Source organism: Rhodococcus sp. WWJCD1 (assembly GCF_002258735.1).
Classification (GTDB): Bacteria; Actinomycetota; Actinomycetes; order Mycobacteriales; family Mycobacteriaceae; genus Rhodococcoides.
The window spans coordinates 391,440-417,576 of the sequence record NZ_NOXY01000005.1; the positions used below are offsets into that span (position 1 = coordinate 391,440).

29 protein-coding genes are annotated in these 26,137 nt (G+C 64.4%); 19 read left to right on the top strand and 10 right to left on the bottom strand.

Annotation, left to right across the window (positions count from 1 at the left end):
• Positions 1 to 60: 60 nt before the first annotated feature.
• From CH286_RS03615 to CH286_RS03640, 6 genes are read left to right on the top strand one after another with little or no spacing between them, the layout of a single operon-like run.
• On the top strand, positions 61 to 333 hold the full coding sequence (locus CH286_RS03615; RefSeq protein ID WP_094608345.1) for a helix-turn-helix transcriptional regulator: 273 nt from the start codon (positions 61 to 63) through the stop codon (positions 331 to 333).
• The gene (locus CH286_RS03620; protein WP_032404378.1) at positions 330 to 857 is read left to right on the top strand and encodes a hypothetical protein; all 528 of its coding nucleotides are present in this window, start codon (positions 330 to 332) and stop codon (positions 855 to 857) included. The genes CH286_RS03615 and CH286_RS03620 overlap by 4 nt, the downstream gene beginning before the upstream one ends.
• 4 nt (positions 858 to 861) lie before the next feature.
• Positions 862 to 1,413 carry a hypothetical protein gene (locus CH286_RS03625; RefSeq protein ID WP_037155026.1) on the top strand — a complete coding sequence of 184 codons (552 nt, stop codon included), beginning with the start codon at positions 862 to 864 and terminating at the stop codon, positions 1,411 to 1,413.
• 16 nt (positions 1,414 to 1,429) lie between these two features.
• A complete protein-coding gene (locus CH286_RS03630; protein WP_094608346.1) occupies positions 1,430 to 2,323 on the top strand; it encodes an ABC transporter ATP-binding protein in 894 nt (297 codons plus the stop codon).
• The gene (locus CH286_RS03635) at positions 2,320 to 3,519 is read left to right on the top strand and encodes an ABC transporter permease (RefSeq protein WP_094608347.1); all 1,200 of its coding nucleotides are present in this window, start codon (positions 2,320 to 2,322) and stop codon (positions 3,517 to 3,519) included. Before CH286_RS03630 ends, CH286_RS03635 begins: the two co-directional genes overlap by 4 nt.
• 24 nt (positions 3,520 to 3,543) lie before the next feature.
• A complete protein-coding gene (locus tag CH286_RS03640) occupies positions 3,544 to 5,028 on the top strand; it encodes a carboxyl transferase domain-containing protein (RefSeq protein WP_094608348.1) in 1,485 nt (494 codons plus the stop codon).
• A 70-nt stretch (positions 5,029 to 5,098) separates the two neighbouring features.
• Here CH286_RS03640 and CH286_RS03645 read toward each other — a convergent pair whose 3' ends face one another.
• Positions 5,099 to 5,497 (bottom strand): hypothetical protein, encoded by a 399-nt coding sequence (locus CH286_RS03645; protein ID WP_032377384.1) that lies wholly within the window; start codon positions 5,495 to 5,497, stop codon positions 5,099 to 5,101.
• Positions 5,498 to 5,624: 127 nt separating this feature from the next.
• Here CH286_RS03645 and CH286_RS03650 point away from each other — a divergent pair, with 127 nt between their 5' ends.
• The 6 genes from CH286_RS03650 to CH286_RS03675 all read left to right on the top strand — a co-directional run bounded on the left by CH286_RS03650 (position 5,625) and on the right by CH286_RS03675 (position 11,664).
• Positions 5,625 to 6,290, top strand: coding sequence for a class I SAM-dependent methyltransferase (locus CH286_RS03650; RefSeq protein WP_037155019.1), 666 nt, complete (start codon positions 5,625 to 5,627; stop codon positions 6,288 to 6,290).
• The gene (locus tag CH286_RS03655; RefSeq protein ID WP_037155017.1) at positions 6,287 to 6,895 is read left to right on the top strand and encodes a TetR/AcrR family transcriptional regulator; all 609 of its coding nucleotides are present in this window, start codon (positions 6,287 to 6,289) and stop codon (positions 6,893 to 6,895) included. The genes CH286_RS03650 and CH286_RS03655 overlap by 4 nt, the downstream gene beginning before the upstream one ends.
• A gap of 94 nt (positions 6,896 to 6,989) precedes the next feature.
• Positions 6,990 to 8,237: a molybdopterin-dependent oxidoreductase gene (locus CH286_RS03660; protein WP_037155015.1), complete on the top strand. Its 1,248-nt coding sequence runs from the start codon at positions 6,990 to 6,992 to the stop codon at positions 8,235 to 8,237.
• Positions 8,234 to 8,686: a hypothetical protein gene (locus CH286_RS03665; RefSeq protein WP_037155012.1), complete on the top strand. Its 453-nt coding sequence runs from the start codon at positions 8,234 to 8,236 to the stop codon at positions 8,684 to 8,686. The genes CH286_RS03660 and CH286_RS03665 overlap by 4 nt, the downstream gene beginning before the upstream one ends.
• 145 nt (positions 8,687 to 8,831) lie before the next feature.
• Positions 8,832 to 10,688, top strand: coding sequence for a propionyl-CoA synthetase (locus tag CH286_RS03670; protein ID WP_094608401.1), 1,857 nt, complete (start codon positions 8,832 to 8,834; stop codon positions 10,686 to 10,688).
• A gap of 73 nt (positions 10,689 to 10,761) precedes the next feature.
• Entirely contained in the window at positions 10,762 to 11,664 is a 903-nt protein-coding gene (locus CH286_RS03675) for a DMT family transporter (RefSeq protein WP_094608350.1), read from the top strand.
• Positions 11,665 to 11,670: 6 nt separating this feature from the next.
• On the opposite strand, the gene CH286_RS03680 is transcribed toward CH286_RS03675, so the two are convergent.
• Positions 11,671 to 12,999: a cryptochrome/photolyase family protein gene (locus tag CH286_RS03680; protein ID WP_094608351.1), complete on the bottom strand. Its 1,329-nt coding sequence runs from the start codon at positions 12,997 to 12,999 to the stop codon at positions 11,671 to 11,673.
• A gap of 141 nt (positions 13,000 to 13,140) precedes the next feature.
• On the opposite strand from CH286_RS03680, the gene CH286_RS03685 reads away from it, so the two are divergent.
• From CH286_RS03685 to CH286_RS03700, 4 genes are all read left to right on the top strand, one after another.
• On the top strand, positions 13,141 to 13,347 hold the full coding sequence (locus CH286_RS03685) for a hypothetical protein (RefSeq protein ID WP_032378310.1): 207 nt from the start codon (positions 13,141 to 13,143) through the stop codon (positions 13,345 to 13,347).
• A 17-nt stretch (positions 13,348 to 13,364) separates the two neighbouring features.
• Complete coding sequence (locus CH286_RS03690; protein WP_032404385.1) at positions 13,365 to 14,093, top strand: response regulator transcription factor; 729 nt, start codon at positions 13,365 to 13,367, stop codon at positions 14,091 to 14,093.
• On the top strand, positions 14,090 to 15,391 hold the full coding sequence (locus CH286_RS03695) for a sensor histidine kinase (RefSeq protein ID WP_032404386.1): 1,302 nt from the start codon (positions 14,090 to 14,092) through the stop codon (positions 15,389 to 15,391). The genes CH286_RS03690 and CH286_RS03695 overlap by 4 nt, the downstream gene beginning before the upstream one ends.
• 62 nt (positions 15,392 to 15,453) lie before the next feature.
• Entirely contained in the window at positions 15,454 to 16,491 is a 1,038-nt protein-coding gene (locus tag CH286_RS03700; RefSeq protein ID WP_094608352.1) for an isopenicillin N synthase family dioxygenase, read from the top strand.
• Here the strand turns inward: CH286_RS03700 and CH286_RS03705 are convergent.
• Together CH286_RS03705 and CH286_RS03710 are read right to left on the bottom strand one after the other, a co-directional pair.
• Entirely contained in the window at positions 16,484 to 16,843 is a 360-nt protein-coding gene (locus CH286_RS03705) for an FKBP-type peptidyl-prolyl cis-trans isomerase (RefSeq protein ID WP_032377394.1), read from the bottom strand. The genes CH286_RS03700 and CH286_RS03705 overlap by 8 nt on opposite strands.
• Positions 16,844 to 16,928: 85 nt before the next feature.
• Positions 16,929 to 17,603 (bottom strand): DUF2848 domain-containing protein, encoded by a 675-nt coding sequence (locus CH286_RS03710; RefSeq protein WP_094608353.1) that lies wholly within the window; start codon positions 17,601 to 17,603, stop codon positions 16,929 to 16,931.
• 130 nt (positions 17,604 to 17,733) lie between these two features.
• On the opposite strand from CH286_RS03710, the gene CH286_RS03715 reads away from it, so the two are divergent.
• Positions 17,734 to 19,083, top strand: a complete 1,350-nt coding sequence (locus tag CH286_RS03715) for an MFS transporter (protein WP_037175552.1) — start codon at positions 17,734 to 17,736, stop codon at positions 19,081 to 19,083.
• Here CH286_RS03715 and CH286_RS03720 read toward each other — a convergent pair.
• Positions 19,055 to 19,696: a GntR family transcriptional regulator gene (locus tag CH286_RS03720; RefSeq protein WP_032404390.1), complete on the bottom strand. Its 642-nt coding sequence runs from the start codon at positions 19,694 to 19,696 to the stop codon at positions 19,055 to 19,057. The genes CH286_RS03715 and CH286_RS03720 overlap by 29 nt on opposite strands.
• Positions 19,697 to 19,742: 46 nt before the next feature.
• Here CH286_RS03720 and CH286_RS03725 point away from each other — a divergent pair, with 46 nt between their 5' ends.
• On the top strand, positions 19,743 to 20,543 hold the full coding sequence (locus CH286_RS03725; RefSeq protein ID WP_094608354.1) for a carbon-nitrogen hydrolase family protein: 801 nt from the start codon (positions 19,743 to 19,745) through the stop codon (positions 20,541 to 20,543).
• A 128-nt stretch (positions 20,544 to 20,671) separates the two neighbouring features.
• Here CH286_RS03725 and CH286_RS03730 read toward each other — a convergent pair whose 3' ends face one another.
• The 5 genes from CH286_RS03730 to pdxH form a co-directional block, all read right to left on the bottom strand.
• Positions 20,672 to 21,970 carry a citrate synthase gene (locus tag CH286_RS03730; RefSeq protein ID WP_032377399.1) on the bottom strand — a complete coding sequence of 433 codons (1,299 nt, stop codon included), beginning with the start codon at positions 21,968 to 21,970 and terminating at the stop codon, positions 20,672 to 20,674.
• A gap of 70 nt (positions 21,971 to 22,040) precedes the next feature.
• Entirely contained in the window at positions 22,041 to 22,979 is a 939-nt protein-coding gene (locus tag CH286_RS03735) for a carbohydrate kinase family protein (RefSeq protein ID WP_032404392.1), read from the bottom strand.
• Positions 22,976 to 23,905 (bottom strand): aldose 1-epimerase family protein, encoded by a 930-nt coding sequence (locus CH286_RS03740; protein ID WP_094608355.1) that lies wholly within the window; start codon positions 23,903 to 23,905, stop codon positions 22,976 to 22,978. The genes CH286_RS03735 and CH286_RS03740 overlap by 4 nt, the downstream gene beginning before the upstream one ends.
• Positions 23,889 to 25,187 (bottom strand): MFS transporter, encoded by a 1,299-nt coding sequence (locus CH286_RS03745; protein WP_176458127.1) that lies wholly within the window; start codon positions 25,185 to 25,187, stop codon positions 23,889 to 23,891. The genes CH286_RS03740 and CH286_RS03745 overlap by 17 nt, the downstream gene beginning before the upstream one ends.
• Positions 25,188 to 25,192: 5 nt before the next feature.
• Positions 25,193 to 25,867, bottom strand: a complete 675-nt coding sequence (gene pdxH / locus CH286_RS03750) for a pyridoxamine 5'-phosphate oxidase (protein WP_080734566.1) — start codon at positions 25,865 to 25,867, stop codon at positions 25,193 to 25,195.
• 78 nt (positions 25,868 to 25,945) lie between these two features.
• Between pdxH and CH286_RS03755 the strand changes: the two genes are divergently transcribed.
• The coding region (locus tag CH286_RS03755; RefSeq protein WP_303396142.1) for a citrate/2-methylcitrate synthase at positions 25,946 to 26,137 on the top strand (192 nt) is incomplete at its 3' end.

The following is a 26,137-nucleotide window of genomic DNA, read 5'->3' on the forward strand; positions in this document are numbered from 1 at the left end:
CTGAAGCAATCCGTTATTACCCGTTGACAGATCGTTGGGTTTATACAACACTTCATTGTCATGAGCCCCGTCAAGCGCGGTACCGCGCTCCCGATCTACAACAGGGTGGGTGTTCTGCGGGCAGAACGAAAGATGAGCCGCGCACAACTGGCCGAACTCGTCGAGGTGAACCCGCAGACGGTGGGTGCCCTCGAACGAGGCGACCACTACCCGAGCTTGGACCTCGCGCTGCGCATCTGCGACGTCTTCGACCTGCCGATCGAAGCGGTGTTCTCACGCACCGAACTCGGACCACTCTCGGCCGAACTCTTCCGAAGGGAGAAGGACCGATGAACACAAGTCCCAGCATCTTCAGCAGATATCAGGAAGCCCGCACGAGAGTATTCCTGGAGAACGAAAGGACCTATGCGAACTGGCTACCGGGACTGCGACCCCAGAAACGACGCCGAGCCTTCGTTGCGTTCCTTCTGGTACTGCTCGCGGCATCTGCGGGATTCGCACTCTCGGAACCGGTGTTCGACTGGGCGATCGGATCCTGGGGAATCTGCTACATCGTGTTCACGTTCGCGGCAATCGTCCTCGGCATCGTGTCGAATCGGCGCGCCGAAGCCCCGGCGGATGCGCTCGACGAGCTCGAAGTCCAGCTCCGCAACCAGGCCCGATCCATCGGCCTGACGGTCACTCAGGTCTTGGGCACCGCGACTGGAGCGTACTTGCTCATCGGATCCGCCTTCGGGGCAACGAATCTCGGTATCTCCGGTGGAGCACTCGTCCTGACTGCACTGCTCACCGGTGGGACGACCCCCGCAATGCTTCTCGCATGGACTACCCCCGACCCCGACCCCGAGGACGGCTGAGACCATGACCCCGCAACCCGACATCCTCACCCGCTATCAGGCCTATCGGACCCGCCGATTTCTCGAGAACGACGCCAAGACACGCCATTGGCTTCCCGCGTGGCGAACCCAGCATCGTCGCCGAATCCTCGTTGTTGCGGTGGCTGTACTCCTCTTCTCGTTCTTCGTCGTCAGCATCGGCAGCCTGTTCTCCAAGTGGTTCGCAATCGGATGGGTACCGGCTGCACTGCTGTTTCTTCCAATCTGGACAGCGCTGCAAACGGTCTCCGGCCGGCACGGCGACGCACCGGTCGGAGCACTCGACGAGTGGGAAGTGCAGCAACGCAACGAAGCTCGATCCATCGGCCTGACCATCACACAGACGCTGGTTCTGGCAGCAGCATTCGCGTCGATATTCCTGTCGACGGCGAACGACGAGATGCCCCGCCTCGCCTACGCAGGCGGCGGATGGACGCTGGCGGCACTGATGACCGGCATCTGCTCCCCCGCAATGATTCTCGCCTGGATCACCCCCGATCCCGAACCAGAAGACACCGAAGATTTCGACCAGCAGTAACGACCGAAAGGGCACCATGAGCACCCTCACGATCGACTCCGTCTCCAAGAGATACGGCGACAAAATCGCCCTGGACAACCTGAGTTTCGACGTCCGGCCGGGCGAGCTGTTCGGCTTCGTCGGCAGCAACGGCGCGGGCAAGACCACCACGATGCGCATCGCATTGGGCGTACTTTCTGCAGATTCCGGCCAGGTTCTGTTGGGCGGCAAGCCTGTCGACCTCGACGTCCGCCGCACGATCGGCTACATGCCGGAGGAGCGCGGCCTGTACCCGAAGATGAAGGTCGGCCCGCAATTGGCATACATGGCCGAGCTGCACGGCTTGTCGTCGAAGGATGCCAAGGCCGCGGTGATCCGCTGGACCGAACGTCTCGGTATCGACGAGCGAGTGAACGACACCGTCGACGCGCTGAGCCTGGGTAATCAGCAGCGCGTGCAGTTGGCAGCAGCGCTGGTGCACGACCCAGCGGTTCTCGTGTTGGACGAACCGTTCTCCGGCCTCGATCCGATCGCCGTCGACGTCATGAGCGAGGTCCTCCGCGAAAAGGCCGCTGCCGGAGTGCCCGTGGTGTTCTCGAGCCACCAGCTCGATCTGGTGCAACGCCTGTGCGACCGCGTCGGCATCATCGCCGCGGGCTCGATGAAAGCCGTCGGCACCGTCGACGAACTACGCGGATCGGGAGATTCGCACCTGCACGTCCACGCACCGAACGCCGCCCCCGGATGGGCGTCGGGCATCGACGGAGTGAGAATCCTCGGCCAGAGCGACGGCATCACCGTTCTGGGGTTGGCACCGGGAGCCGACGATCAATCAGTTCTGCGGGCCGCGCTCGCGACCGGACCGGTACACGAATTCTCCATCCAGAAACCTTCCCTGAGCGACCTGTTCCGAGAGGCGGTAGTGGCATGAGCTCACAACTGAATTCCTTCAGCGCGGTCTCACTGATTGCCAAGCGCGAGTTCACCGTTCAGGTGATGAAGAAGAGCTTCGTCATCAGCAACGTCATCATTCTGGCCGTCATCGTCGGCGGCATCATCGCGTACTCGATCTTCTCCGGCAGCGGCGACGAGGAACGCGACGTGATCGGCGTCGCCGGAGATCAGTCCATCGCGGCCGTACTGGAGGCAACCGGGGACGCCGTCGGCAGCCCCGTCGAGGTCCGTGACGTCGCCGACGCAGCCGCCGCACGGAGCGGCGTCGAATCCGGGGATCTCGACGTGGCGCTGGTTCCGGACGGAACCGCAGGCGCATACACAGCCGTCACCGAGTCCGATCTGACCGGAACGTTGCGCGCCGTCGTCGAGGGCAGTGTTGCGACACAGGCTACGAATACTGCGCTGGCTCAACAGGGTGTCGACCAGAACGAACTCGCAGCGACGACGGGTGCCGCAACAGTCACCGTCGACGCGATCGATCCGCCCGACCCCGAAGCCGGTCAGCGGACCGCTCTGGCGCTGTCGGCAGTGTTCCTGCTGTACGCCCAGATCATCGGCTTCGGTATGTACGTCGCAATGGGCGTCGTCGAAGAGAAGTCCTCACGGGTGGTCGAACTGCTGCTCTCCACCGTTCGCCCACTGCAGCTGCTGTGGGGCAAGATCCTCGGCATCGGTGCCGTCGGCATCCTGCAGCTCGCCCTCTACGGAATAGCCGGTGTGGGAGCAGGATTGGGCACGGGCGTACTCACCGTCACCGGTGCCGCCGTCAGTGTCTTCGCTGCCACGTTGGCCTGGTTCGTCCTGGGCTTCGCCTTCTTCGCAGTGCTCTACGCGGCGGGCGGGTCGATGGTCTCGCGGCAGGAGGACGTGAACTCGACGACCATGCCGCTCCTGATCCTGATCATGGCAATGTTCTTCGCTGCCTTCTACTCCGTCAGCGATCCGGAGAGCACACTTGCGAACACGTTGAGCTGGATCCCCCCGTTCTCCGCGATCATGATGCCGTTGCGCATCGCCGCCGGCGTGACCTCGCCGGTGCAGATCGTCGGATCGGCGGTCCTGATGATCGTCACCACCGCGATCCTGGCGATGGGTGCAGCCAAGATCTACCAGCGATCCATTCTGCGAATCGGCAAGACCGTCTCGTGGAAGGAAGCGTTTGCTCGCTAGGGTTCGCTGCGTAGGCTCCCCGAAATGAGCCCACGGACATCCGCCGCCGAGATTCTCGACTCCGTTCTCGACGGCGGATCGTTCGTGTCGTGGGACTCCACGCCCGTAGACGTCCATCCTGGGGAGTCCTATCTGAGGGACCTGGCCAAGGCTCGCGAGAAGAGCGGCGTCGACGAGTCGGTGTTGACGGGCGAGGGCACCATCGAGGGCCGACGCGTGGTGATCATCGCCTGCGAGTTCGCCTTCCTCGCCGGCTCCATCGGCGTTGCGGCGGCCGAGCGCATCACCTCCGCTGTCGAACGCGCCACCGCCGAACGGTTGCCGCTGATCGCCTCCCCCACGTCCGGCGGAACACGAATGCAGGAGGGCACACTCGCGTTCGTGCAGATGGTCAAGATCGCCGCGGCCGTCACCGCGCACAAGATGGCACATCTGCCGTATCTGGTGTATCTCCGTAATCCCACGACCGGCGGTGTCTTCGCATCCTGGGGTTCGCTGGCCCACGTCACCGTCGCCGAACCCGGCGCTCTCATCGGTTTCCTCGGCCCCCGCGTGTATCAGGCGTTGTACGACAAGCCTTTTCCCGACGGAGTCCAGACCGCCGAGAACCTCTACCAGCACGGGGTCATCGACGGGGTGGTGCCGGTCGATCAGTTGGGGAATCTACTCACGCGAGCCCTGCGGGTGATCCTCGACGCGCCGGCGTGGACCGATATCGCTGATGAACGTGCCGCGCCCATGACCGAGCGGTCGGCCTGGTATTCGGTGCAGTCGTCGCGTCGCGCCGATCGCCCCGGGATTCGGCAACTGATCGAACATGCTGCTACCGAGCAGGTTCCGCTCAGTGGCACCGGGCAAGGCGAGGCCGATACCTCGATCCTGTTGTCGCTGTGCCGCATCCGCGGCGCGTCCTGTGTGTTGTTCGGAAACGACCGGAGCAGCAGCTCGGCCAGCGCCACAATGGGCCCCGCGGCATTGCGCGAGGCCCGACGCGGAATGCGGCTGGCCGAGGAACTGCGGATCCCACTGGTGCTCGTGATCGACACGTTCGGCGCAGCACTCTCCAAAGAAGCCGAGGAGGGCGGTCTGGCACCCGAGATCGCGCGCTCCATCTCGGATCTGGTCACCGTCGACACACCCACAGTGTCGGTGCTGCTCGGGCAGGGCACCGGCGGCGGAGCCCTCGCGTTACTACCTGCCGATAGAGTCCTGTGCGCCCAGAACGCCTGGCTCGCACCACTTCCACCCGAGGGTGCCAGCGCCATCGTGCACCGCGACACCGTCCACGCAGCGGAGATGGCGGAGGCGCAGGGCATCCGGTCGGTCGATCTACTGCGCGACGGCATCGTCGACGCCATCGTCCCCGAACTGCCCGACGCGGCCGACGAACCGGCCGCGTTCTCCGGTCGCATCGCCGATGCCATCGCCCGAGAACTGCGCGGGTTGTCGACCGTCGATCCCGCCACTCGGACTCGGAACAGGCTGGGCCGCTACCGCACGCTGGGATGAGCGGCTCCGCCGCATGTGAGCGGGCGCCCCCAATAGGTCGTTCCGCAGGCTCCACTCCCGCCGACCCCTGCTACGAGTTTTCGTGCACCTGCGAGGTCACGAGCGCTACCACGTCACCTGCGCGGAGGTCTGCGGGCAACTCGACCGGACTGACGCAACTGCGCCCTGGGCTGTGCACGTCGACTTTGACCACCGGACCCACCGAATGCCGATTGACCACAACGGCTTGCAGCAGATCACCGAACTCGGCATCGACGCCCACCTCGCCTGCGATGACCGAGCGCACCCGAGTCACCAGAATGCGGCCCCACTGCACCGGAGTGCCCTGCGCATCGGCCAGATCCTCCAGCGCAACGCCGTCGACGGTGATTCGGCCACACACACAGTGCGTATCGGCGGGCCACAGCGATGGATCGCACCGCGCAACGTAGGCGGCACCGAGAGACGGAAGCATGTCGAGAAGTGTCATGAGAAGCAGTCTTGCGCCGCGCGGAGGCGTCGAACAGAGGTGTTGACGCAATCTTGACGGCAGCCACGGGAAATTTGACGCACCTCTCACGGTGCCGTCTACTGTACCCACTGGTACATTCAGTCGAGTGATCGCAGACGACGTCTATCGCCGCGGCCGTGCCGGCCTGCCCTCGTGGCTCACCGATTCCCACGGCCGCCGTACCCCTCTGCCGATCGAGCGATGGCTGGGCGGTGCGCATTCGACAGCGCAGGACATCCGGGCAGACGAGGCGTCGATCGCCTTCTGCTCGGGCCCGACCCTCGACCTCGGCTGCGGCCCGGGACGTTTGACCGAGGCCCTCACTCGTGCCGGAGTTCCCACTCTGGGCGTCGACACCTCGTCGGTTGCTGTGGAGATGACGAACCACAGGGGCGGGCGCGCGATGCAACAGGACATTTTCGCTGCGCTGCCCGGGGCGGGCCAGTGGTCGCACGTGCTGCTCGCGGACGGCAACATCGGCATCGGCGGCGACCCGGCTGCACTGCTGAGGACGGTTCGATCGCTGCTGCACGAGACGGGTACGGCCATCGTCGAATCCGCCTTCGGGATCGACGATCGGAGCACAATCGTCCGTTGGGAGACGGGTGACTCGATCGGCGAATGGTTCAGCTGGGCCAGCGTCGGCGTGAGCGCGCTGTACGCGCTGGCGGTAACGGCGGGACTACAAGTCCGGCGAACCATCGAGTCGAACGGTCGGGTATTCATGGAACTCGCTGTTCACAACATCGAGCGAGGAACCGAGGGCCTGTGAGCAAGGAGCTACCGAGAACGGCAAAGGGCCGACGAACCAGAGCGGCAATCGTCGACGCGGCCGCATCGATGATGTACACCCACGGCGTTGCCGGTACGACACTCGACGACGTACTTGCCGCCTCCGAAACCGGAAAGTCGCAGCTCTACCACTACTTTTCCGACAAGTCGGACCTGGTCGAGGCGGTGATCGCCCGTCAACTCGAACGCGTCCTCGCCGCTCAGCCACGCCTGGCCAACATCGACAGCCTCGACGACATCGACGCATGGGCCGCCGAGGTCGTCCGAAACCACGAGCAGCCCGGGGGGCCGTTCTCGTGCCCGCTCGGCTCGCTTGCCGCAGAACTGAAGAACGACGCGGCGTTCGTCCCCAGTCTTCATGCTGCGTTTCGCCGCTGGGAGCAACCGCTGGAGCAGGGGCTTCGCCGCATGGTCGACCGCGGGGAACTGGACGTGGCAACCGATCCGGCCGCTGTTGCCGCCACACTGATCGCGTCGCTTCAGGGCGGAATGCTCATTGCTCGTATCGCGGGGGATGTTCGACCGCTCCGAGACGCGCTCGACGCTGCGGTCGCCGCGGTTCGTCGACGCCGCACCGAGACGTGACAACCGGACGAACTCTGGCGACCGGGCCCCGAGTGCGCTAGGGTCGACCTCACAGTTTGTACTACTGGGTACAAAATGGGAGACGGGAACCAGAATGCAACGACTTCCCACGTTCCGAAGCCCGATCCGTGGCGTCTGGTTCACGTCGGTCCTCGCCTCCGTCCTGCTCGTCGTCCTGCCGATCGTGACGATCACCGGTCTCATCTCCTGGGTCGCCTACGGTCCACAGTTCGGCCAAGCCATGCCGGGTGACGTCGGATGGCTACGGCTTCCGTCGTTCGGTTGGCCGACCGAACCCGTCTGGTTCTACCGACTCACCCAGGGCCTTCACGTGGGCCTCGGACTGATCATGGTGCCGATCGTCTTGGCCAAGCTGTGGTCGGTGATCCCGAAGTTGATCGAGATGCCACCGATTCGAAGCATTGCCCACCTACTCGAACGGATATCGTTGCTGGCCTTGGTCGGCGGTATTCTCTTCGAGATCATCACCGGCGTGCTGAACATTCAGTACGACTACCTCTTCGGATTCAGTTTCTACACCGCGCACTACTGGGGTGCCTGGGTGTTCATTGCAGGATTCCTGGCCCACGTGGTGCTGAAGTTTCCGACCATGGTCACGGCGCTGCGAACCCGCCCGTTCCTGGAACTGATGCGCATTCGGGTGGCCGACACGGTACCCGACGCCGACGACGAATCAGGTTTGGCCACAACCGATCCAGCTCCAGCGACGATCAGCCGGCGCGGAGCACTCACGCTCGTCGGCGGCAGCGCACTGTTCGTGGCGGTCCTCAGCGCCGGACAGACGACGGGCGGCTTTCTTCGCGATGCGGCGATCCTCCTCCCCCGCGGACGGTCCTACGGCAACGGGCCCAATGATTTTCAGATCAACCGCACGGCCCAGGCCGCAGGCATCGACGAGGCGCGGACCGGCAATTCGTGGCGGCTGACCGTACGTGCCGGTGCGACCGAGGTCATGCTCACCAGAGCCCAACTCGAACAGATGGACCTGCACACCGTCGATCTACCGATCGCCTGCGTCGAAGGCTGGTCGACGGTTCAGACGTGGACCGGTGTTCGGCTGCGAGACCTCGCCGCAGTCGCGGGAATCGATTCCGTGGACACCGGTGAGGTGCGTTCGCTCGAACCTTCCGGGTCGTTCAACCGAGTCACCTTCGGGGGACACCAGATGATGCATCCCGACTCGCTGCTCGCCCTTCGAGTGAACGGGGCGAACCTGTCTCTCGATCATGGTTATCCCGCTCGGATCATGATGCCGGCGATTCCCGGGGTACATGCCACCAAGTGGATCGAATCCGTCGAATTCTTCGGGGAGAACGCATGAGTACCTTTCGGACGCGTTACGGCGCCGGCCCGCTGCACCTGGCGGTGACGGCCTGCTGCCTCGCACTGGGCGCGGTTGTCGTACTCACGATCGGCTTTCCGGCACTGTGGAATACCGACGTCTGGTGGCAGTCCATCGGCTTGTGGTTCGTCGGCGCTGCCGTTGTGCACGACGCGATTCTGTTTCCGCTGTATGCCCTACTCGACCGGACGCTGGTTGCTCGACTCGGCCGATTCGTCAACGCGGTTCGTATTCCTGCGCTCGGCGCAGGTCTGAGCCTGCTGCTGTTCGCGCCGGGCATCTTCTCCCAGGGAAGCCAGACGTACGAGGCCGCCACGGGTCTGACGCAGGAGCCGTACTTGATGCGGTGGCTGCTCTTGGTAGCCGGCATGTTCTCAGCCAGCGCCGCGTTCTACGGCGTCCGCGAAGTGCTCCGGCAGAGGCGTTGACGCAATCTTGACTGCTGAGCCACCAATATCGACGCCGATGGGCACCATTGCACGCAACGACCGTCGGTCGACGGGATTCCGCCGGTTGTCGCCGGTAGTGCGCAACCCGGCCCGCACCACGCAGCCCCGAACTACGCTCCACAACATGAGTGGCGAGTATCGGCAGGCGTTCGACGACAGTATCGACAACCGCGAGCAATTCTGGCTCGAAGCCGCAGCAGGAGTCGATTGGGATACCCCTCCCACCAGTGCGTTCGACGGCTCGCGTTGGTTTCCCGGGGCCCGTCTGAACACCTGCTTCAATGCCCTGGACCGGCACGTCGAGGCAGGGCACGGCGACCGGACCGCGTTGATCTACGACTCGGCCATGCTCGGACTCACCCGCAGCTACACCTACGCCGAACTTCTCGACCAGGTCGCTCGATTCGCCGGTGTGCTGCGCGAACAGGGCGTCGGCCCGGGCGACCGCGTGGTGATCTACCTCCCGATGATCCCCGAGGCCGTCGTCGCGATGCTCGCGTGCGCTCGACTCGGCGCGGTGCATTCGGTGGTGTTCGGCGGATTCGCGGCCAAGGAGCTCGCAGCGCGCATCGACGACGCCGAACCGACACTGCTGATCACCGCCAGTGGCGGGTTCGAGCCGGGTCGCGTCATCGAATATCTCCCGCTGGTGCAGCGCGCCCTGACGCTGACGACTGCGAAGGTACCGGCGGTGATCGTCAAAACGCGCGAAGGAATCCCCGGCAGCCACGACTGGTTGGACTGGGACACCCTCATCGCCGACGCCACTGCCGCACAACCGGTTTCGGTGCTGGCCACCGATCCGCTGTACATCCTCTACACCTCAGGAACGACGGGTAAGCCCAAGGGCGTGGTGCGCGACAACGGCGGCCATGCGGTCGCGTTGACGTGGTCGATGCGCAACATCTACGACGTGGGGCCCGGCCAGGTGATGTGGACGGCGTCCGATGTCGGCTGGGTCGTCGGACATTCGTACATCGTCTACGCACCCCTGTTCGCCGGTGCCACAACGGTTCTGTACGAGGGCAAGCCCGTCGGCACTCCCGATGCCGGCGCATTCTGGCGGGTGATCCAGGATCACGGTGTCCGCGCCCTGTTCACCGCACCGACTGCGCTCCGCGCCATCCGCAAGGTCGATCCCCACGCCGCCGAGCTCGAGAAGTACGACGTCTCGTCTCTGGAGACCTTGTTCGTCGCCGGCGAACGCCTGGATCCCGATACCTACGAGTGGATTTCGCGCACGCTCGATCGTCCGGTCGTCGACCACTGGTGGCAGACCGAAACCGGGTGGGCGATCTGCGCCAATCTTCGGGGCCTGGAGCCACTTCCGATCAAATCCGGATCGCCGACCGTACCGGTACCCGGCTTCCAGGTCGGCATCCTCGACGCGTCGGGCAATCCGGTGGACGCAGGCACCGAGGGCAACATCGTCGTGCAGCTGCCACTGCCGCCGGGCGCACTGGTAGGTCTGTGGAACGACGAATCACGGTTCCAGCGTTCGTATCTCGATACGTTCCCCGGCTACTACCTCACCGGCGATTCCGGCTACATCGATGCTGACGGCTACGTCTACGTACTCGGGCGCAGCGACGACGTCATCAACGTTGCAGGGCATCGCCTGTCGACCGGGTCGATGGAGGCGGTGCTCGCCGGCCACCCCGCCGTCGCCGAATGCGCCGTCATCGGTATCCACGACGACCTGAAAGGCCAGCGCCCCAGCGGTTACGTAGTACTCAAAGCCGGGGAGAACATCACCGAGGAGCAGCTGCGTACCGAACTGGTCGCCATGGTGCGCGATCAGATCGGTGCCCTTGCGACGTTCCGCGACGTGACGATCGTCGGAGCGCTGCCGAAGACCCGATCGGGCAAGATCCTGCGGAAGACGATGCGCCAGATCGTCGCAGGCGAGGAGTACGGCGTGCCGTCGACCATCGAGGATCCGGCCGTCCTCGATGCACTGGAGAAGCTGCTCGGCAGATAGACGGCGGTAATACGAGCAACCATGGCCGAAACCCGCGCGCCACAGGGATGTCCCGCGCGATAGCGTCATCGACATGACAGATCTCGACACCCGTCCTGCCGTCGACTGGCTCGCCCTCGGTGCGGTCATCGTCACGGTGGTCTCGTGGGCCTCGGCCTTCGTGGCGATTCGCGGCGTCGGCGAGTCGTTCGGTGCCGGCCCGCTGGCATTGGGCCGGCTACTCATCGGCTCGTTCGCACTCGGCGCGATAGTTCTCGTCAAGAGAAGGTGGGTCAAGCCGAATCGGACACAGTGGCTGCAGATCATCAGCATCGGCGTCTTCTGGTTCGGCATCTACAACGTCTCCCTCAATGCCGCCGAACAGCGCGTCGACGCCGGGACGACGTCGATGATCATTCAGATCGGGCCGATTCTGGTCGCCCTGTTCGCGGGTCTACTTCTGGGCGAGGGCTTTCCGAGGTGGTTGGTGATCGGTGCAGGCATCGCGTTCGCCGGGGCCGTCATGGTCGGTGTCGTCACCGCCGTCACCACCACCGCGACCACCAAGACAGACGCCGACTTCCTCGGCATCGCACTGTGTCTGGTGTCCGCAGTGACCTACGCGATCGGAGTACTCAGCCAGAAGCCGGTGCTACGGACGATCCCCGGACTTCAGGTCACGTGGATGGCATGCACCATCGGCGCGGTGTGCACGCTGCCCTTCGCACCCGTACTGCTCGACGACCTGTCGACCGCCTCGACCGGTGCCACCGGCGGACTGATCTACCTCGGCCTGGTCCCGACCGCACTGGCCTTCAGCACGTGGGCCTATGCGTTGACGAGAATGAACGCAGGCAAGCTCGGCATCACCACGTACGCCGTGCCGCCGATCACCATCACTCTCGCCTGGCTCTTGTTGGGCGAAGTCCCGCACTACCTCGCCGTGGTGGGCGGAGTGATCTGCCTGGTGGGAGTCGGGTTGTCCCGCAGGAAATAGCAGCCGCTACAGCGCCTTGAACCGTGCGATCGCCACTTCACGCTCGTGCTTGTGGTCGACGATCGGCTCCGCGTAGCCCTTGGGTCGACCGAACTTCAACGTGTGCACTGCTTTTCCTTCTTCACCGCGCAGCTCCGGCACCCAGCGTCGAACATAGTCGCCGGTAGGGTCGAATTTCTCGCCCTGGGTGATGGGGTTGAACACACGGAAGTACGGCGAGGCGTCGGTACCGGTTCCCGCGGTCCACTGCCAGCCGTGCTGGTTGCTGGCCAGATCGCCGTCGACGAGATGCTGCATGAAGTAGCGCGCACCCCGCCACCACGGCAGGTGCAGATCCTTGACGAGGAACGACGCGACGATCATGCGGACCCGGTTGTGCATCCACTTCTCCGAGTTCAACTGCCGCATACCGGCATCGACGATCGGGAAGCCGGTCTCACCCTTGCACCAGGCCTCGAACAACTCGTCGGCGTGCTTACCCGAGTCGAGTTCGATCTTGTCGAACTTCTTGACGTAGTTCTCACGCGCACTGTCGGGACGCTGAAAGAGTATGTCTGCATAGAAGTCTCGCCAGCAGATCTGCCGACGGTACGACGCGGACCCTTCGCTGCGTAGTTTGCCGAGGTCGGCCAACATCGTCCGCGGGTGAATGGTTCCGTACTTCAGATGTACCGACATTCGGCTCGTCGAATCCAGGTCGGGACGATTGCGCTCGTCGTCGTACGCAGCAACCTCGTCGAGAAATTCCTTCCACTGCTTCGACGCGGCCGCCTCTCCCGCTGCCGCGTCGGACGCTTCCTTCTCGGAAGGAATCTTCACGCGCCGAACACCTTTGACCTCGTCCGGGTCGATCCACGTCGCACTGGCGGCGGACGTATCGGCAGGTCCGCGCCAGCCGTGTTCCAGCCACTGGCGCGAGTACGGGGTGAACACCTTGTACGGCTCGCCGTCGTTCTTGAGGATCCGCCCGGGGGCGACCGCATACGGGGAGCCGGTCTCGACCAGATTCACCTTCTCGCCCACACGCTTGTCTCGATCGCGGCCGTACGGGCCGTAGTCGGCACTGATGTGGACGTCCTCGGAGTCGATCGCCTTCGCCACCTTCGGGACCACCGTCTCGGGGTCACCGTGCACCACCATCAACCTGCCGTCGAGCTGCTCGTTCAGAGCCTCGAGCGAACGGAACAGGAAGTCCTTGCGCGGCCCGCCGGAGGGCTTCAGTAAGCGGTCGTCGAGCACGAACAACCCGAGTACCGGATCTCCGGACTCGGCGGCGGCGGTGAGTGTGGGCAGATCCCCCAGACGGAGGTCACGGCGAAACCATACGAGCGACATGGTTCCAGTCTTACCCAACCGTCCGGAGTGCAACCCGCACCCTCGCCCCGCGCAATTCTCAGAGAATCGCCAACGACGACTCACCAAGGCCGCAACATGGGCCTCTACCTTGGGAAACACAGAAGAGAAAAGGAGAACATCATGACGAACACCCGCCCCTTCCCCGGCGCTCTTTCCCTGGTGAACAGCACCTGCACCTTCGAGAAGTACTACGAGCAGCTCTACGCCAAGGCTCCGGCACTCGCCTGGTCACTCGATGCCGACACCGGCCGCCGCAGTGCGCTCGAGGAGTTCTTCGCCAAGACGCCCGAGGAACGCCGAACCACCGTCGACAGCTGGGTTGCCTGAACCGTCACAATGGACGCGTGACCGAATCGTCGAGTTCCCCCGCCACCGTCCTCGTCGTCGATGACGACGCCGACGTGCTGTCCTCACTGCAACGTGGACTGCGCCTGTCGGGGTTCACCGTCATCACCGCATCGGACGGAGCGGAGGCACTCGGCGTGGTCTCCAGATCCACGCCCGACGCGATCGTGCTGGACATCAACATGCCGGTACTCGACGGAGCCAGCGTTGTGACCGCGTTGCGTGCGATGGGAAACGACATCCCGATCTGTGTGCTCAGTGCCCGTAGCTCGGTGGACGATCGCATCGCCGGGCTCGAATCCGGTGCCGACGACTACCTCACCAAGCCGTTCGTGCTGGCCGAACTCGTTGCGAGGATCCGGGCAATGCTGCGCCGGCGCGGCACCAATCCAGTTGTGCCGGCAGCAGATTCGGGTGTACCGAACTCGGCGGTGGCCATCGGGAGCCTCGTGGTCGACATCCCCGGTTATCGCGTGCATCGCGGCGGAGTCGACATCGACCTGACCAAGCGGGAATTCGAGCTGCTGGCAATTCTGGCTCGGAACAAGGGCGTGGTCCTCACGCGTGAGCGATTGCTCGAACTGGTGTGGGGCTACGACTTCGTCGCCGACACCAACGTCGTCGACGTGTTCGTCGGCTATCTGCGTCGCAAACTCGAATCCGATGGGTCTCCGCGCATCCTGCACACCGTCCGCGGCGTCGGATTCGTCGTCCGAGACGCCGCATGAGCTTCTCGCTGCGCGCCCGCGTCGCTGCCGCCACGGCCCTCGGCGCCACCCTCGTGGTCGCCGCACTCGCGGTGGTCACCTCGGTCGCCATCTCCCGCAACAACGTCAATCAGCTCGACGAGCGACTGACGACAGCGTCCCAGGTGCTGGTCCCGAATTCGTCGACGTTGGAGGCCTTCATCGATCAACTCTCCGGAGCATTCGCCGTCACCATTCGCAGCGGTGACATCGTGGTCGCATCCACACCGACGCGGCTGCCCGCGCTGGACACCGGATCGCAGACCGTCGACGTCGACGGCCAACGGTTCCGCGTCTACACGGCAGTATCGACCGTCGTGTCCACCATCTCCATTTCGATCGGAGTGCCGGCCCTCGAGGCGCAACAGGTGACCGACGAGCAACAAAAACAGGTACTGATGCTGGGGCTGGTTGCGATCGCCGTGTCCACCGGCCTGGGCTGGCTGTTCGGCGGGCGAGCCGTCAGACCGCTGGTGACGCTGACCCGGCAGGTCAGCGCTCAGCCACCGACCGCTCCCGAGACCCGCACCGGCGTCACCGAGGCCGACGCACTCGCAGTCGCGATCGGGGGCATGCTGACCAGACTCAACGAGGCACAGGACCGCACCAATGCCGCCCTCGACACCGCACGCGACTTCGCGGCCGTCTCCGCACACGAACTGCGCACCCCACTGACGGCGATGCGCACCGACATCGAGGTCCTACGAACCCTCGACCTCGAACCCGCACAGCAGCGGGAGATTCTGGGTGATCTCGAGCGAACGCAGGGACGGGTGGAGACGACGCTGACCGCTCTGGAACGACTCGCGTCGGGTGAACTATCCAGTGAGGGTGACAGAGTCGAGACCGACATCATCGACATCTGCGACGTCGCAGCCCAGGACGCGCAGAGACTGCACCCCGAGCTCGACATCCGCGTGGAGTCCGCTCCCGATTCCGAGATCACGATGCGCGCACTACCGACCGGTCTGCGGTTGGCCGTCGACAACGTGATCGGCAATGCCGTCCGGCACGGCAACGCAACCACGATCGTCATCACCGCCGAACGGGTGGACACGACGGTGCGCGTTCTGATCGACGACAACGGATCCGGTGTTCCCCTCGAAGAACGCGAATCGGTGTTCGGTCGCTTCGAGCGCGGCACCAGGGCAGCGAAGGGTGGCTCGGGACTCGGCCTGGCACTGGTTGCACAGCAGGCCGAATTGCACGGTGGCCGTGTCTACTTCACCGACAGTCCACTGGGCGGCGCGCGCCTGGTGATGGAGTTGCAGATTCGCTAGGTTGCCGCATTCGTTACTCGGGGGAAACCCGCGGGATCGACCGATGCGAGGAGGATGGACTCGTGCACTCGTCATCGGATTTCACCGTTCCCATCATCGACATCTCGCCGTACGTCCTGGGTGATCGCTCCCCGGACGCCGACGCGACCGCGCGCCGAGGAGTGGCATCGAAAGTCGACCATGCATGCAGCACAGTCGGTTTCATGCAGATCGTGGGACACGGCATCCGAGACGAGATCGTTGCCGGGCTCGCAGCGGCGATGGATTCGTTCTTCGGACTCGACCCAGCGCAGAAATCGGCCTACATCTGCCCGCCCGAGCTCAACCGCGGCTACACCGCACCGAAGAGCGAAACGCTGAGCCTGAGCCTTGGGCTCGATTCGGCATCGGGCATGAACGACTACTTCGAGGCATTCAACGTCGGCACCGGTGAGCCGAACACCTGGCCCGAGTCGGCCGGGTTCCGGAACGCCGTCGAACTGTATTTCGCCGAAGCTGCCCGCGTGGCCCGGACGCTGACCGGGGTGTTCGCCGACGCCCTCGGGGAATCGCCGAACCTGTTCTCACGCATCACCGATCGGTCACTGGACACGCTGCGAATGAACAACTACGCGCTCGATCCGGGCACCGAGGTACCGGAGCGCGAACTCACCGGGATGAGCGAGCACACCGATTACGGATTGGTGACGGTGCTCTGGGCCGATCGGGTACCCGGCCTACAGGTCCTCGGCACCGACCGACTGTGGCACGACGTGCAGCCTGCCGAGGGCGCGATGTTGGTGAATCTGGGTGATCTGACAGCCCGGCTGACCAACGATCGGTGGATGTCGACTCTGCATCGCGTGCGGCCACCGGTATCGGGCGGGACGATCCAGCGCAGGCGTTCTGCTGCCTTCTTCCACGACGGCAACCTCGATGCAGTAATCGCGCCATTGGCGTCGTGCATCGAGGCCGGCGCAGTGCCCCGGTACCGACCGGTGACCGTGGCCGAACACATTCAGGCAAAGCTCGCGGGTTCCCGAGGCGGAACGGCGAATGCCTCGGCAACCCGCGAAGCCGAGCGGGTGCGACGCTCAGTTACTCGACCTGCAGTTACTTGACGTCGAGCAGGTCGATGACGAACACGAGCGTCTTGCCGGACAGGCGGTGACCTGCGCCGGCTGGGCCGTAGGCGAGCTCCGGCGGAATGGTGAGCTGACGGCGTCCGCCGACCTTCATTCCGGGGATGCCGTCCTGCCAACCCTGAATCAATCCGCGCAACGGGAACTGGATGGATTCGCCGCGGTTCCAGGACGAGTCGAACTCCTCGCCCGAATCGAACTCGACGCCGACGTAGTGCACCTCGACGGTGCCGCCTGCAACTGCCTCTGCGCCGTCACCCTCGACGAGGTCGACCGTCACCAGGTCCAATGGTGCCGGTCCGGCCTGAAATTCGATCACTGGCTTCGTCACTGAAGTCTCCTGCGGTTGATGCCGGCCCGCCGACGCCGGCTGTGAAGCTCTGGGCATATTCCGCTTCGACTTTACGTCGTGACGGTCAGCCAATTGGAGCTGGCATCAAATTCGTCTTGTATTCGCAGGTCAACGTGTTGCCGGTTGCGGGGTCGCCCATCTCCACCTTCCAGGCGTCGGAGAACTGATTCACCCCGTGGTGCATCGAGATGGTGCCCGAGATCAATACCGTTCCACGCGAGAACAGTCCACGTTCGGTGAGCACGTCCAGCCAGTACTGCGGAGCGAGAAGATCACCGAGCGTTCCCGACTGGATGAGCACTCCATCGGCCCAGCCGGTCAGGGTGATGTCGTCCAGTCGGTCGGCCACCTCGCTCAACCGCCATGCACCGGTGCCGAGCACGTCGGGAGCCGCGTTCTTGCTCCACGCGACGCTGTGAACTTCCAGGTCACGATCGGTGTGATCGCATGCCACCGTGAGCAGCACGTCGTCGATCGTGTCGCCCAGGATCACCAGAGCCCATTCCGCCTCACCCGAGGTGCGACCATGTTGGACGGCAACGGCATCGGTCTGCTGCGCCAGGTACGGCGAGATGGGATACAGCGCCGGGGTCACCGTCGGAGCCGGCACGCCCAGTTCGGCCAGCTCGGCGATATGCGACGCCACCTCCTCTTGGTTGCGACCGGCATAGCCCGCATTGAGCAGTGCGGTCACTTCTACCGACTCGGTCGTGCCGTCGGGCAACGTGAATGTGAGCATCAGTAAGGACCCTCTCCTCGTAAATTTTCTGTTTCCGATACGCCCAAAGCCTTGCGCATACGTCTTGTATACAGCAAGTATGGAGCACGTACAACGGATAGAGTGATCCCAGGCACACGAAGGAGTCGTCATGACCGAACCAGTTTCGGTGGATAGAAAGGGCCTGGCCAAGGCCTTTGCCGCCAGCCTGACCGGAACGGCATTGGAGTGGTACGACTTCGCCGTCTACTCGGCCGCCGCAGCGCTGGTGTTCCCGTTGGTCTTCTTCCCGGACAGCGACCCACTGACCGGGACTTTGCTGGCCTTCTCGACGTACGCCGTCGGGTACATCGCCCGTCCGGTCGGTGGATTCGTCTTCGGGCGACTCGGCGACGTCATCGGCCGAAAGCAGCTTCTCGTCATCACCCTGATGCTGATCGGCGTCACGACGTTCGCCATCGGCTTGATCCCCGGCTACGACACCATCGGCATCGCCGCCCCGATCATCCTCGTCACCATGCGGTTCTGCCAGGGCGTTGCCGTCGGCGGCGAGTGGGGCGGAGCCGTTCTGCTCTCCAGTGAATACGGTGATCCCCGTAAGCGGGGCTTCTGGTCGTCCGCCGCGCAGATCGGGCCACCGGCGGGTAACCTGCTCGCCAACGGCGCACTTGCAATCTTGACGCTGTCGTTGACCGACCAGCAGTTCGAGTCCTGGGGATGGCGTGTTGCATTCCTCTTCTCGGCCGTACTCGTCGGGTTCGGTTTGTGGATCCGACTGAAGCTCGAGGACACCCCGGTGTTCAAAGCACTTCAGGAGAGCGGCGATCGCTCCGAAGCTCCGATCAGTGAAGTGTTCAAGACCGAACTGCGACCACTGGTGGCAGGCATCATGTCTCGTGTCGCACCCGACGTCATCTACGCACTGTTCACGGTCTTCTCCATCACCTACGGCACGCAGAAACTGGGCTTCGAACGCAGCGAGGTGCTTACGGCCATCCTGATCGGATCGGCGTGCCAGCTCGGCCTGATCCCGCTCGCCGGAGCGGTGTCCGACCGCATCAACCGGCGCCTCGTCTACGGCGTCGCCGCGGTCGGCGGTGTTGCCTGGAGCGCACTCTTCTTCCTCGTCATCGGCGGAGGATCTCTACCGCTGCTGATCCTGGGTGTGGTTGTGGGCCTGGCGTTCCACTCGTTCATGTACGGGCCACAGGCAGCATTCGTCACCGAGCAGTTCAGCGTGCGATTGCGCTCCACCGGTAGCTCGTTGGCGTACACGATCGCCGGAGTGTTCGGCGGAGCGATGGCACCGCTGATCTTCGTGTACCTGTTGGACAAGACGGACAGTTGGGTACCGATCGCCGGATACATCGTGATCGTCGGTGCCGTCACACTCGTCGGCCTCGCACTCGGGCGCAACCCCGACCCCACCGAGGACGAGCACTACGTGCTCCTGAACCAGGAGAACGAAAAGGCTACGCGCGCAGCAGAGTCTGAAGTGTGACCTCGAGGTGAGCGTCGATCTTCTCGTGCACCAGGCCCTCATCGCCCGCACCCAGTGCGTCGATGATGGCCTGGTGCTCGGCGCACACCCGATGCTGCCGGTTGGCCGCGGTGAACAACGCACTCAACCCCACGCGAAGCTGGCGCGCTCGCAGGCCGGCATACGTACGAGAGAGCAGATCGCTTCCAGCCGAATCGATCAGACTCTGGTGAAACGTGCCGTCCCAGTCGATGAACTCCTTCGGCGCATCCGCACTGTCGGAGTTCATCAGCAATTCCTGCTGCTCGAGCGCATGCTGCATCGCCGCGATCGGAGCGTCCCCGGCGCGCAGCGCACGGGTGGCTGCGTGCCGTTCGAGGACACCGCGCAGATCCATCAGTTCGGCGATCTGCCGTCCGGACATCGCCGGCACGTGCGCACCGCGCTTGGGCACCATCTCGACCAGACCCTCGGACTGCAACATCAGCAGCGCTTCACGAACCGGCGTGCGCGATACACCGATTCGCGTTGCGAGCTCCTGCTCGTTGAGAAAAGTGCCGGTGGCGGCCGGTGACGACAGCACCTGATCGCGCACGAACAGATACGCCTTCTCCCTCCCCGACAGCGGCTGCATACGATATGTATACCTGTCTTCCTCCGACGAAACCAGGAGTCACACCGTGAGCTCGTCCATTCGCATCAGCCTCGCCCAGATCACCAGCGGCGAACACCCCTCCGAGAACCTCGAACTCATCGACACTCATGCTCGTGCCGCCGCACATGCCGGATCGGACGTCGTCGTGTTTCCCGAGGCGACGATGCGCTGCTTCGGCGGACCCATCCGAAAGTTCGCACAGCCTCTCGACGGCGAATGGGCCGAGGCGGTGCGCTCCATCGCGTCCGATGCCGGCATCACCGTCGTCGCGGGGATGTTCACCCCCGCCGCGGATGACCGAGTGACCAACACACTGCTCGTCACCGGCCCCGGCATCGATGCGAGCTACGACAAGATTCACCTGTTCGACGCGTTCGGATTCGCCGAATCCGACACCGTCGCACCGGGTTCGGACCCTCTCGTGGTCGATATCGCCGGAGTTCGGGTTGGCTTCGCCACCTGCTACGACATCCGATTCCCCTCGCTGTTCCAGAAACTCGGGGATCTCGGCGCGGAACTCGTCGTTGTTCCGGCATCGTGGGGATCGGGTGACGGCAAAGTCGACCAATGGACCCTGCTCGCTCGCGCACGCGCCTTGGATTCGACGACGTTCATCGCAGCCTGCGATCAGGCCGAACCCGCTGCCGCCGAGGGAAATGCACCATTGGGCGTGGGGCACAGCATCGTCTGCTCCCCCACCGGCGAGATTCTCGGGCAACTGGACGCGACGCCCGGCATGCTGACGATCGACATCGATACCGCCATGGTCGACGCCGTGCGAAAGACGCTGCCGGTCTTGAAGAACCGCAGGCACTTCGACGCCTGACGGTGTCGCGAACTCGAAGTAAGGGACGGAATTCGGCCGCATCGCGTCCATGACTTCGAGTTCGGCACGGGGATACAGCAATGCCGCCGACTCCCGAAGGAGTCGGCGGCATTCTTGTACAGCGGGAGCTAGCGGGAGCTGACGTCCTGGTAGTCGCGCTCGGTGTAGCCGGTGTAGATCTGGCGCGGACGGCCGATCTTGCCGGTCGTGTCCTCGTTCTGCTCGCGCCAGTGCGCGATCCAGCCGGGGAGACGGCCCATTGCGAACAACACCGTGAACATGCGCGGCGGGAAGCCCATCGCGCGGTAGATCAGGCCGGTGTAGAAGTCCACGTTGGGGTAAAGCTTGCGCTCGACGAAGTAATCGTCGGTGAGAGCGGTCTCTTCGAGCTTGAGGGCGATCTCGAGCAGTTCGTCGCCGTTGCCCAGCTTGCCGAGGATCGTGTGCGCAGTTTCTTTGACCAGCGTCGCGCGCGGATCGAAGTTCTTGTACACACGGTGTCCGAAGCCCATGAGCTTGACGCCGTCTTCCTTGTTCTTCACTCGACGCAGGAAGTCCGTGGCGTCGCCGCCCTCGGCCTTGATCTTGTCGAGCATCTCGAGCACGGCCTGGTTGGCTCCGCCGTGCAGCGGGCCCCACAGCGCGTTGATGCCGCCGGAGATCGAGGTGAACAGGTTGGCCTGCGAGGATCCGACGAGGCGCACCGTCGAGGTGGAGCAGTTCTGCTCGTGGTCGGCATGCAGGATGAGCAGCATGTCGAGTGCCTTGACGATCTCGGGATCGACCTCGTACGGCTCGGCCGGGAAGCCGAACGTCAGGCGCAGGAAGTTCTCGACCAGGCTCTTGGAGTTGTCCGGGTACAGGAACGGCTGGCCGACGGACTTCTTGTAGGCGTATGCCGCGATCGTCGGCAGCTTGGCCAGCAAGCGGATAGTCGACAGCTCGACCTGTGCCGGATCGTTGGGGTCCAGGGAATCCTGGTAGTACGCCGACAGCGCGTTGACTGCGCTCGACAGCACCGGCATCGGGTGAGCGTTGCGCGGGAAGCCGTCGAAGAACCGCTTGAGGTCCTCGTGCAGCAGGGTGTGTCGACGGATCTTGTCGGTGAACGTCTCGAGCTGATCTGCGGACGGCAGCTCCCCGTAGATCAGCAGGTAGCTGACCTCGATGAACGACGACTTGCCCGCAAGTTGTTCGATCGGGTATCCGCGGTAGCGCAGGATGCCTGCGTCACCGTCGATGTACGTGATGGCCGACTTGGTCGATGCGGTGTTGACGAACCCGCCGTCCAATGTCGTATAGCCGGTGGTGGCCAGCAACTTTCCCAGCTCGATGCCGTTGTTGCCTTCGGAAGCCTCGGCAATCGACATGGAGTATTCGCCACCGGGATAGGTGAGGGTGGCTTTGGCGTCATTCTCAGCGGGCACGAATGGTCCCTCTCGAACTCGTGTAACGGACACGTACTTGAAGCGGACAGTTCTTACGTCGATAGTGAAACTAGTCTCTCGACGCCTCGGACGCCCAGGGAGGGTCGGCACCGGGGCGCGAAACCGTGATTGCCGCTGCCTTCGCGGCGAACTCGAGCGCTTGTTGCCAATCTTGCTTGCTCATCGCTTTCACCGCGTTCGATGTGATAATGGTCTCCTTCTGCAAAAAGCTCAGCAGAGCCCCGTGCACGGTGTCACCAGCGCCGATCGTGTCGACGACATCGACGGCCACACCCGGCACCGAGATTTCGTCGGCTGCGGTGAATACCGAGATGCCGTCGCCGCCGCGGGTCATGACCACAGCGGTGACCCCGGCCGCGAGCCAGTCGTCGACGGTTGTCCCCTGCGTTCCCAGCCCCAACCAGTACGAGTCGTCCTCGGACACCTTGAGGATGTCGATGCTGGGCAACCACGAGCGGAAGCGGTCACGGAAACCGTCGGCGGTGATGTCGCCGCTGGTGCTGTCGATGGCGGCCGGGCGAATGTTGGGGTCGAGCATCGTGAGCTTGCCCGCCGCCCGCGCCCGGTGCAGCAATCCCGCGTACATCGACGCACCGGGCTCGTAGAGCAACGACAACGTGCCGAACGAGAGAACACTGATCTCGTCCGGGAGATCGCCGGGATCGGCCACGAGCCGATCGGCGGTGCCGTCGGCATAGAACGAGTACTCGGCGCTGCCGTCCTCGGCGAGAGTGGTCATCGCCAAGGTGGTCGGCTCGTCGCCGCGCTGGACCCACGAGATGTCGACGCCTGCGTCGCGCAGACTCGCCAGGATCTGCTCGCCGAAGGGGTCGCGCGATATCCGTGAGAGATACGCGACGGGCGAACCCAATCGACCGATCGCGACGGCGACGTTGAACGGTCCGCCGCCGAGCTTGGGCGAGAGCAGCGGCCCCTCGTGCACCGGGACCAAGTCGACCAAAGCTTCGCCGCACACCAGAATCGTCACTTCTCGTACCTCATTCCCCAGGTGCCCGACCAAATTTGCCCCGGCTCGAGCACGACCAGATCGATCTCGGAGTTCAACGCATCGGGTGGGCACGTCATCGGTTCGATCGCCAACGCCCGCCCTCGGTCGGGATAGGCCTGATCGTTGGCCGGATCGGCGGTGAACACCTGCACCCAGCCGAAGCTCGCGTCGGTCCACAACACGGTCGCAGCGCCGTCGGGGCCACGCAGAACATGGTTCGCACGGCCGTCGCCGTCGGGCAGCGACGCACTGAACGGGGTGTCCAGCTGCACGCCCTGCAGCGTGCGCGGCTCCCGGAAGTCGTACTCGGTATCGGCCGTCGGAACGGAATTGCCCACGGGCAGATTGCGCACCGGATCGAGCGGTAGCCGTGTCCCGGCCGAGAGCTCGAGCGTGCACTCGTCGAGCGGCACATCCCCCACTCGGACGTAGGTGTGGAAACCCATCCCGTAGGGCGCGGCCGAATCACCGGTGTTCTTCGCGGACGCGGTCACGGTGAGACCGTCCGCCGACAGCTCGTGCACCACCGTCACCGTCAACGAGAACGGCCATCCCTGGTGCGTCCCGACGTCCACGCTCTGCTCGACGCGACTGTCGGTGTGTTCGACGAGAGTCCACGCCACCTTTCGGACGAAACCGTGACTGGAGTTGTTTCGCGAGGGCTCGCTGATCTCCAACCGATGTTCGACGCCTTCGAAGGCGAACGTCCCGTCGGCCGTCCGGTTGGGCCACGGGGCCAACACCAGCCCCGCCGACAGCGGCGGCTTCGAACCCGCCGCCCACGTCTCGGTGAGCGCGGCACCGTCGTATTCGAGAACTCGCAGGCCCGCTCCGACGGCAGCGATGTCTGCCCGATACTTATCGCTCGTCAACGAGTAGGTCTGTGCATCAGCCATGGGAGTCATTGTCTACCACCTTCGGTCCGACGACGGCACCCACTCGATAGCGAATGAATGCCGGAAGAGCCAGCGCCGCGATCGAGACACCGATGACGACCAGTACGCCGCCGCCGGCCGCGGCGGCTGCCGTCCCCACCGACGCGGCTGCGGCACCGTGCAGCACGTCGCCGATACGAGGCCCTCCCGCGACGACGACGATGAAGACACCTTGCAATCGGCCGCGCATCTCGTCGGTCGCAACCGTCTGCAGCATCGTGCTGCGGAACGCCGCCGAGATCATGTCGGCCCCGCCGCCCAGAGCCAGGAACGCCAGCGCCAACCACAGGGCAACGGCGGTCGCCCCGTCGGTGGCCGCGCCGACGGCGACGCCGAACCCGATCATCGCCACGCCCCACACGACGATGCAGATCAGCACCGCCAGGCCTTGCCTGCGCACTCGTGGAAGCCAGCCGGAGAACACTCCGCCCACCACCGCGCCGGCGGACATGGCCGCGAACAACATGCCCAGCACCGGCCCGCCCGACGCCGGATCACCGAAGCTCTCGTGCGCAATCTGTGGAAAGAGAGCCCTGGGCATACCGAACACCATGGCAATGATGTCGACGACGAAGGATGCCAGCAGCACCTTCTGGGTGGCGAGATAGGCAAAACCGTCGAACACCGAACGCAATCCGGCTCGCTGACCCGACTTGGCCGGCGGAATTCCCGGCAGCCGGATCACGGCCCACAGCGTTGCGAACAGCGCGATGGTGTCGATCAGGTACAGGGTCTCGAGCCCGATGTAGTAGATCAGGATGCCTGCACTCAGTGGGCCGGCGATCGCACCGAAGTTGAACACCGTCATGTTCAGAGAGTTCGCAGCGGGTAGCTGTTCTGCAGGCAGAATCCTGGGCAGAATCGCGCTGCGGGTCGGCTGATTCACCGCGAAGAATGCCTGCTGAACTGCCAAGAGCACCAGGATGATCCAGACGTTGTTCAGGTCGAGAAACGCCTGCAGCCAGAACAGCGCAGATGTTCCGATCAGACCGCACGTGGTGATCATCAGCAGGGTGCGGCGGTCCATCACATCGGCCAGCGCGCCGCCCCACAGACCGAACACGATGAGCGGCACCAGGGCGAACACACCCGTCAGCCCCACATAGGCAGAGCTCAGCGTGATCTGGAATACCTGTTGCGGCACAGCAACAATGGAGAGCTGAGCACCGATGACGGTGACGATGTTCGCCAACCACAGCCGGCGGTAGGCCGGAGTCTTCAGCGGTGTCGTATCGGCAAGAATGCCGCGCAACCCGCTCACGGCTGCAGACGCTCGATCACACCACTTGCCACCGTCAGGCGAATCCTGTTGTGCATACGGCTGGTTCGGCCCTGCCAGAATTCGACCGTCTCCGGCTCGACGCGAAAGCCGCCCCAGTTCGGCGGTACCGGTACCTCGACACCGTCGAACGTTGCGGTGACCTCGGCCAGCTTGGCGACCAGGTCTTCCCGCGAGCCGACAGCGCGTGACTGCTCGGACGCCCATGCCCCCAGCTGGGAGCCGCGCGGCCTGGTGCGCCAATAGGTTTCGGTGGTCTCGGCGTCGACCTTGACCACCGAGCCCCGCACGGTGAGCTGCCGGGCACTCGCGATCCACGGGAACGTCACCGACGCGTAGGGATTCACCGCGAGCGCACGGCCCTTGTCCGAGTCGTAATTGGTGTAGAAGACCACGCCGTCGGCGTCGAGGCCCTTGCACAGCACGGTGCGAGTCGCGGGTCTGCCTGCCTCGTCGACGGTCCCCAACACGATGGCATTGGGCTCGGGTAGATCTGCCGCTACCGCGTCGGCCAACCACTGCTGTGCCAGTGGGAACCACCCGCCGGCCAGAGCATCGACCTCGAGGTCGTCGGGCTCGCCGTAGTCGACCCGCATGTGCGCCAGGCGCTGTTCATCTGCAGACACGAACCCAGACGCTACTCCCGCGTACATGCTCGCTATGGTTCTGGCACAGTACGCCCGGATGCGGCGCAGAGCCGGGCGCAAACGCGACGAGGGAGTCCACAGGCCATGGCTGTTCAACACGTTCCCGAGGATTTCGTCTCCGGTCTCGAAGGTGTCGTCGCGTTCACCTCCGACATCGCCGAACCCGACAAGGACGGCGGCGCACTGCGCTACCGCGGCGTCGACATCGAAGAACTCGTCGCACAGAACGTCACCTTCGGCGACGTCTGGGCCCTGCTCGTCGACGGCGCATTCGGC

Excerpts from the sequence above, each read along its gene's own strand:
- CH286_RS03615 (WP_094608345.1), top strand. The coding sequence starts at position 61 with ATGAGCCCCGTCAAGCGCGGTACCGCGCTCCCGATCTACAACAGGGTG.
- CH286_RS03620 (WP_032404378.1), top strand. The coding sequence starts at position 330 with ATGAACACAAGTCCCAGCATCTTCAGCAGATATCAGGAAGCCCGCACG.
- CH286_RS03625 (WP_037155026.1), top strand. The coding sequence starts at position 862 with ATGACCCCGCAACCCGACATCCTCACCCGCTATCAGGCCTATCGGACC.
- CH286_RS03630 (WP_094608346.1), top strand. The coding sequence starts at position 1,430 with ATGAGCACCCTCACGATCGACTCCGTCTCCAAGAGATACGGCGACAAA.
- CH286_RS03635 (WP_094608347.1), top strand. The coding sequence starts at position 2,320 with ATGAGCTCACAACTGAATTCCTTCAGCGCGGTCTCACTGATTGCCAAG.
- CH286_RS03640 (WP_094608348.1), top strand. The coding sequence starts at position 3,544 with ATGAGCCCACGGACATCCGCCGCCGAGATTCTCGACTCCGTTCTCGAC.
- CH286_RS03645 (WP_032377384.1), bottom strand. The coding sequence starts at position 5,497 with ATGACACTTCTCGACATGCTTCCGTCTCTCGGTGCCGCCTACGTTGCG.
- CH286_RS03660 (WP_037155015.1), top strand. The coding sequence starts at position 6,990 with ATGCAACGACTTCCCACGTTCCGAAGCCCGATCCGTGGCGTCTGGTTC.
- CH286_RS03665 (WP_037155012.1), top strand. The coding sequence starts at position 8,234 with ATGAGTACCTTTCGGACGCGTTACGGCGCCGGCCCGCTGCACCTGGCG.
- CH286_RS03670 (WP_094608401.1), top strand. The coding sequence starts at position 8,832 with ATGAGTGGCGAGTATCGGCAGGCGTTCGACGACAGTATCGACAACCGC.
- CH286_RS03675 (WP_094608350.1), top strand. The coding sequence starts at position 10,762 with ATGACAGATCTCGACACCCGTCCTGCCGTCGACTGGCTCGCCCTCGGT.
- CH286_RS03680 (WP_094608351.1), bottom strand. The coding sequence starts at position 12,999 with ATGTCGCTCGTATGGTTTCGCCGTGACCTCCGTCTGGGGGATCTGCCC.
- CH286_RS03685 (WP_032378310.1), top strand. The coding sequence starts at position 13,141 with ATGACGAACACCCGCCCCTTCCCCGGCGCTCTTTCCCTGGTGAACAGC.
- CH286_RS03695 (WP_032404386.1), top strand. The coding sequence starts at position 14,090 with ATGAGCTTCTCGCTGCGCGCCCGCGTCGCTGCCGCCACGGCCCTCGGC.
- CH286_RS03710 (WP_094608353.1), bottom strand. The coding sequence starts at position 17,603 with ATGCTCACATTCACGTTGCCCGACGGCACGACCGAGTCGGTAGAAGTG.
- CH286_RS03715 (WP_037175552.1), top strand. The coding sequence starts at position 17,734 with ATGACCGAACCAGTTTCGGTGGATAGAAAGGGCCTGGCCAAGGCCTTT.
- CH286_RS03720 (WP_032404390.1), bottom strand. The coding sequence starts at position 19,696 with ATGCAGCCGCTGTCGGGGAGGGAGAAGGCGTATCTGTTCGTGCGCGAT.
- CH286_RS03740 (WP_094608355.1), bottom strand. The coding sequence starts at position 23,905 with ATGACTCCCATGGCTGATGCACAGACCTACTCGTTGACGAGCGATAAG.
- pdxH (WP_080734566.1), bottom strand. The coding sequence starts at position 25,867 with ATGTACGCGGGAGTAGCGTCTGGGTTCGTGTCTGCAGATGAACAGCGC.